We start from the raw sequence: 4,878 nt of genomic DNA, 5'->3' as shown, positions 1-4,878 counted from the left end.
CGTACGTGTTCGATTCCGTTTCCGTCATGGGGTCAGTCTGGCGCCCAGCGCCCGCAGGGCCGGGGCCCCGGGATCGTCCAGGGCCTTCAGCTCGGCGCGGGAGCGCTCGCACGCCACGTACTGCACGGCGTCCGCGAGCGCCGACTTGCTGCTGAAGTGGAACGAGAGCGCGCCCTTGCTCACCGCCGCGCGATCGCTGACCGTCGCCAGCGTGGTGCCCTCGTAGCCGTCGCGGTCGAATGTCCGGGCCGCGGCCAGGAGCAGGGCGTTGCGCGTCTCCTCGGCTCTCACTTGTCTCATGCGGCGGACCCGTTTCGCAGCATATCCACCGTAGCTCCGTTCGATGATCACTTGGTGACGGTCGGTCGTAACAGGACGGATACCCAGCTTGCCGCCGCATCCCGGCATGCCCATGCCGTCGAGTGGCGACGGCACGCCGACCGTCGCTCGCCCCGGCCCTTCCAGTGAAAGCGCAGTTCACGTGGGTATACCTGGTGCGTGCGGCCCTCTGGAGACTTGATTGTCCAACGCTGAAACTCGTCTTGTAAACCGAACCCCCGGTTTGTATCGCCGCTGAACTCCGCCTCCGGAGCGCCCCTTTGGCCGGATACTTCCGATGCGGGGGCCTGGGGCTGCCCGTGGGGGGTGTCGGGGACATATGACGCCTCGGAGCGGTCCACGGTTCCCCGGCCGCCACCGCCGAGCGGTACGGGCGGCCGCACGGTATCACCGAACTCGCCGACGCAGTCCTGGACTTGCCGGAATTCGCCCGACGATCCGCAGGTGTCGCGGAATTCCCGGTCTTCGGCCGGGCGGGTCGTCGTACAGTCGGCGCATGCTCGATGAGGACGGGTACTTCGGGGAGTCCGTCGCCGCGTCGTACGACGAGTCGTCGGCGGAGATGTTCGATCCGCGGGTCGTGGAGCCCGCCGTGGATCTGCTGGCGGAGCTGGCCGGGGACGGCGGGCGGGCGCTGGAGTTCGGGATCGGGACCGGGCGGATCGCCCTGCCGCTCGCGGCGCGTGGTGTCGAGGTGCACGGCATCGACATGTCCCGGGCGATGGTCGGGCGGCTGCGGGCCAAGCCCGGCGGAGACGGCATCGGCGTCACGATCGGGGACTTCGCGACCGCGCGGGTCGACGGCACCTTTTCGGTCGCCTGCCTCGTCTACAACACGATCATGAACCTGACCTCGCAGGACGCCCAGGTGGAGTGCTTCCGCAACGCCGCCCGCCATCTGGAGCCCGGCGGCTGCTTCGTCGTGGAGGTGGGCGTGCCGGACCTGCGGCGGCTGCCGCCCGGGCAGAACGCCGTGCCGTTCCGGGTGGGCGAGGGGCGGCTCGGGTTCGACCTGTACGACGTGGCCGGCCAGTTCGTCAGCTCGCACCACGTCTCCGTCCAGGACGGCCGCGGCGAACACCTGGCCATCCCGTTCCGCTACGTCTGGCCCGCCGAGCTGGACCTGATGGCCCGGCTGGCCGGGATGCGGCCGCGGGCGCGGTGGGACGGGTGGACGCGGGAGCCGTTCACCGGCGAGAGCCGGCAGCACGTGTCCGTGTGGGAGAAGACCGCGGACTGAGGCGGTCGGTAGCCGCGGGCCGGGGCCGGGCGGCGTACCCGCTCGGCCCCGGCCCGGACTCGGGGGCCCCGGTCCCGTGACCGGGGCTCCGCTCAGTGGTTGAAGGTCAGACGCGGTACCGCGTTGCGGGCCAGGGCGTGGGCCTGGTCGGGCCACCAGGTGCCGGCGGGCGGGTCGACGATGCCGTACTCGGGGTCGATCGTGCCGCCCGTGCCGCGCGTGCAGCTGCCGTCGGACTCGCCGGGGACCTTGATCCACAGGTAGGCGTCGACGAGCGGGACGCCGGTGTCGGCGGTGGGGCGCGGACCGAGTCCGCGGCCGGGCGCGTTGCACCAGGGCTCCGGGTCGCCGGTGTACTTGCCCGGCTCCGGTGTCCAGGCGCCGCGGCCGTCGCGGCTGGTGTCGATGACGAAGTGGCTCAGTGCGCCGGCCGGCGGCGTGCCCACGTTCTGGTCGTACCAGGCGTCGGTCCACCGCCAGGTGGCGGGGTCGGCGGAGGAGACGCTGTTGCCGGGGGTGCCGTCGTTCGGGGCGGCGGACGAGTAGTACTGACTCGCGCACCAGTCGGCGTGGCCCCGAGCCCATTCCGGGCCCTCGGTGGCGAACCACATGCACTTGGCCACCCAGGTGCCGTACCGGGCGTTGTGGTCGGTGGGGTGCATGTTGGACACGTTCAGCGAGAAGCCGTCGCCCTGGCGGACCCCGGCGTCCAGCAGCCGCTGGGCGATGTCGCCGACGGCCCGCCACTGGACGTTGCCGGCGTCCAGGTAGACGGCGGTGCGCGGCCTGGCCTTCAGGGTCTTGACGGCGTAGGCGAGGTCGGCGAGGCGGGTGGCCGTGAGTTCACCGGTCGGATCGGTGGCCGCTCCGCAGTCCCGGGGGAGCAGGGCCAGGCCGTCGGGTTCCACGACGACCACCGCGGCGCGGTCGCCGATGCCGGCGGCGAAGGCGTCGATCCACTGCCGGTAGGCGGCGGAGGAGGCGGCTCCGCCGCCGGAGTACTGGGAGCAGTCCCGGCCCGGGATGTCGTAGGCCACCAGCACGGGGGTCCGGTGGACGGCGTCGGCCCGGCGGACCAGTCTGTTCACCTTGCCCCGCACCTCGTCGGGCGTGCCCTCGGTGAACCACGAAGCCTGCGGCCAGCTGGCGAGCCTGGCCATGTTCGCGGCGTTCTCCAGGTCGCCGTTGCGGAAGTCCACGAGGGCCTGCTCGGCGGCCTTGCCGTGCGGGTCCGCGTAGAACCTCGTGGCCGGGGTGAGCTCGCCCCGCGCCGGTGCCGCCTCCGCCCGCGTGGCGGTGAGCGCCGCGCAGGCGGCGAGCGCGGCGAGGACGGCGGCGGCGCCGCGTCTCAGGCTGCGTGCTGTCATGACTGCTCCTGGTCGATGGGTGGGTGGGGGACGCGGGCGCGGCGGATCAGTAGCCGTAGATCATCTTGTAGGCGACCTCGGGGAGGAACTGCCCGGCCGAGGAGCCGGTTCCGACGCCGCAGTTGCCGTCGGACTCGCCCGGGACCTTGACCCACAGGAGCATCTCGGCGCCTCCGCCCAGCCGGGTCGGGGTGCCGATACGGCGGCCCGAGGGGTTGCACCACTGGCCGTTGGAGCCGTTGCCGTTGCGGCTGGTGTCCACGACGAACGGCTTGGTGTAGCCGTAGCGGCGGCTCAGTTCGCTGTTGACGGCGTTGCCGTACGCGGTGTTCTCGGCCGTGGTGAAGTAGTTGGAGATGTTGAGCGAGAAGCCGTGGGCCTGGCGGAGGCCTGCGTCGTTGAGGCGCTGGGCCATGGTCGCCGCGCTCGCCCAGCCCGGGTTGCCGGCGTCCAGGTAGACCCAGGTGTTGGGGGCCTGGCGGCTGAACTGGGAGAGGGCGCCGGTGAGCATGGACTGGCGTTCGGCGATCTGCGCCTGCGTCATGCAGTCGTAGTCGCCGAGGGAGTCCGGTTCGAGGAGCACGACGGCCGGGCGGCCGGCGATGCCGCCGGCGAACTGGGAGATCCAGGTCGCGTAGGCGGACGCCGAGGAGGCTCCGCCGGCCGAGTGCCCGCCGCAGTAGTCGCGGTTGTAGATGTTGTAGGCGACGAGGAGGGGCAGTTTGTCCTGGGCGTCCGCGGCGCCCGCGTACGCCCCCGTGGCGGTGCCGATGCTGCCGCTCCAGGAGCCGAACCAGCGGGCCGTCGGGGTGTTCGCGATCGCGGAGTTGATCGCGGAGGCCCGGCCGTCGCCGGGGTTGGCGGCGACCCACCGTTTCGCGCTGGAGTCGGGATCCGTGTAGAACCCGCTGGTCATGGTGGTCGGGTCGGCCGCGTGGGCGGACGGGGCGACGGCGAGCGCGAGCGGCAGGGCGAGCAGGCCTGCCAGCAGGGTGCGGACTCTGCGGCGCATGACGGTACCTCGGTTTCCTGGTGGGGACGCGCGCACGCCCTCGTCCCGGGCGCGCGACGCACTGAGGAAGTGCGGTGGTACGACACCCTGTTGGGAGCGCTCCCATTGGAAGCGGTCCCATAGCGCGGTGCGGCCTACGGGGTGTGGTGGGTAATCGTGTGGCGGGCTTCCGGAGCTGTCAAGAGTCGCCGCGCACACCGCAGTTCACAGCCGTACCCGGGCCTTCCCGAGCGGTGTTCCAGGCCCTAGAGTCCTGGACGTGTTCCAGGCTTCGAAGTCCTGGAACCGGAAGCGGTTCCAGTCCCGTCCCGCGCCCCCGGTCCCCGGCCCGGGGGCCTTCGCAGCGAAAGGCCCGAGGCTGATGGCGGAGGGTGCGCCGCGTCGGCAGCCGACGCTCGACGAGGTGGCCGAACGCGCCGGTGTCTCCCGCTCCGTGGCCTCCCGGGCGCTCAACAACGCCCCGCACGTCAGCCACGCCAAACGCGAGGCGGTCGAACGGGCCGTCCGGCAACTCGGTTACGTGCCCAATCCGACCGCGCGCGCCCTCGCGACCCGGCAGACGGGAGCGGCCGCCCTGGTCATCTCGGGAGAGGATCCGTCGATCTTCGCGGATCCGTTCTTCGCCCAGGTGATCGTGGGGGCGTCGGCCGCCCTGGAGGAGGCCGACCTGCACCTGATGCTGTGCCTGGCCGCGTCCGAGCGGGGTCGCAAGAGGGTGGCGGAACTCCTGCGCGGCAAGGGTGCCGACGGCGCCATGCTGATGGCGCTGCGGGAGGACGACCCGCTGGCCGAGCTCGCCGAACAGGCCGGGATGCCCGTCGTGTTCGGCGGCCGCCCGGTCGGCGCCACGCCCCGGTGGTACGTGGACGCCGACAACACCGGCGGCGCGCGCGAGGCGACCGAGTACCTCCTCTCCCGCG

At 72.3% G+C, this 4,878-nt stretch carries 5 protein-coding genes; 2 read left to right on the top strand and 3 right to left on the bottom strand.

Annotation, left to right across the window (positions count from 1 at the left end; genetic code table 11):
* Positions 1 to 24: 24 nt before the first annotated feature.
* Positions 25 to 300 (bottom strand): helix-turn-helix domain-containing protein, encoded by a 276-nt coding sequence (locus tag H5J33_RS23500; protein WP_181796888.1) that lies wholly within the window; start codon positions 298 to 300, stop codon positions 25 to 27.
* 535 nt (positions 301 to 835) lie between these two features.
* On the opposite strand from H5J33_RS23500, the gene H5J33_RS23495 reads away from it, so the two are divergent.
* Positions 836 to 1,579: a class I SAM-dependent methyltransferase gene (locus H5J33_RS23495; protein ID WP_181796887.1), complete on the top strand. Its 744-nt coding sequence runs from the start codon at positions 836 to 838 to the stop codon at positions 1,577 to 1,579.
* A 92-nt stretch (positions 1,580 to 1,671) separates the two neighbouring features.
* On the opposite strand, the gene H5J33_RS23490 is transcribed toward H5J33_RS23495, so the two are convergent.
* Both H5J33_RS23490 and H5J33_RS23485 read right to left on the bottom strand, forming a co-directional pair.
* The gene (locus H5J33_RS23490; protein ID WP_181796886.1) at positions 1,672 to 2,946 is read right to left on the bottom strand and encodes a glycoside hydrolase family 6 protein; all 1,275 of its coding nucleotides are present in this window, start codon (positions 2,944 to 2,946) and stop codon (positions 1,672 to 1,674) included.
* 46 nt (positions 2,947 to 2,992) lie between these two features.
* On the bottom strand, positions 2,993 to 3,958 hold the full coding sequence (locus tag H5J33_RS23485; protein ID WP_181796885.1) for a glycoside hydrolase family 6 protein: 966 nt from the start codon (positions 3,956 to 3,958) through the stop codon (positions 2,993 to 2,995).
* 361 nt (positions 3,959 to 4,319) lie between these two features.
* On the opposite strand from H5J33_RS23485, the gene H5J33_RS23480 reads away from it, so the two are divergent.
* Positions 4,320 to 4,878: LacI family DNA-binding transcriptional regulator (locus tag H5J33_RS23480; RefSeq protein WP_181796884.1), on the top strand; the 559-nt coding region annotated here is incomplete at its 3' end.

It is taken from the genome of Streptomyces sp. WELS2 (genome assembly GCF_013870595.1).
Lineage (GTDB): Bacteria > Actinomycetota > Actinomycetes > Streptomycetales > Streptomycetaceae > Streptomyces.
This window is presented reverse-complemented; position numbering and strand designations above follow the sequence as displayed.

Bases quoted from the DNA above. Each gene is read 5' to 3' on its own strand.
- H5J33_RS23485 (WP_181796885.1), bottom strand. From the start codon at position 3,958: ATGCGCCGCAGAGTCCGCACCCTGCTGGCAGGCCTGCTCGCCCTGCCG.
- H5J33_RS23495 (WP_181796887.1), top strand. From the start codon at position 836: ATGCTCGATGAGGACGGGTACTTCGGGGAGTCCGTCGCCGCGTCGTAC.
- H5J33_RS23490 (WP_181796886.1), bottom strand. From the start codon at position 2,946: ATGACAGCACGCAGCCTGAGACGCGGCGCCGCCGCCGTCCTCGCCGCG.
- H5J33_RS23500 (WP_181796888.1), bottom strand. From the start codon at position 300: ATGAGACAAGTGAGAGCCGAGGAGACGCGCAACGCCCTGCTCCTGGCC.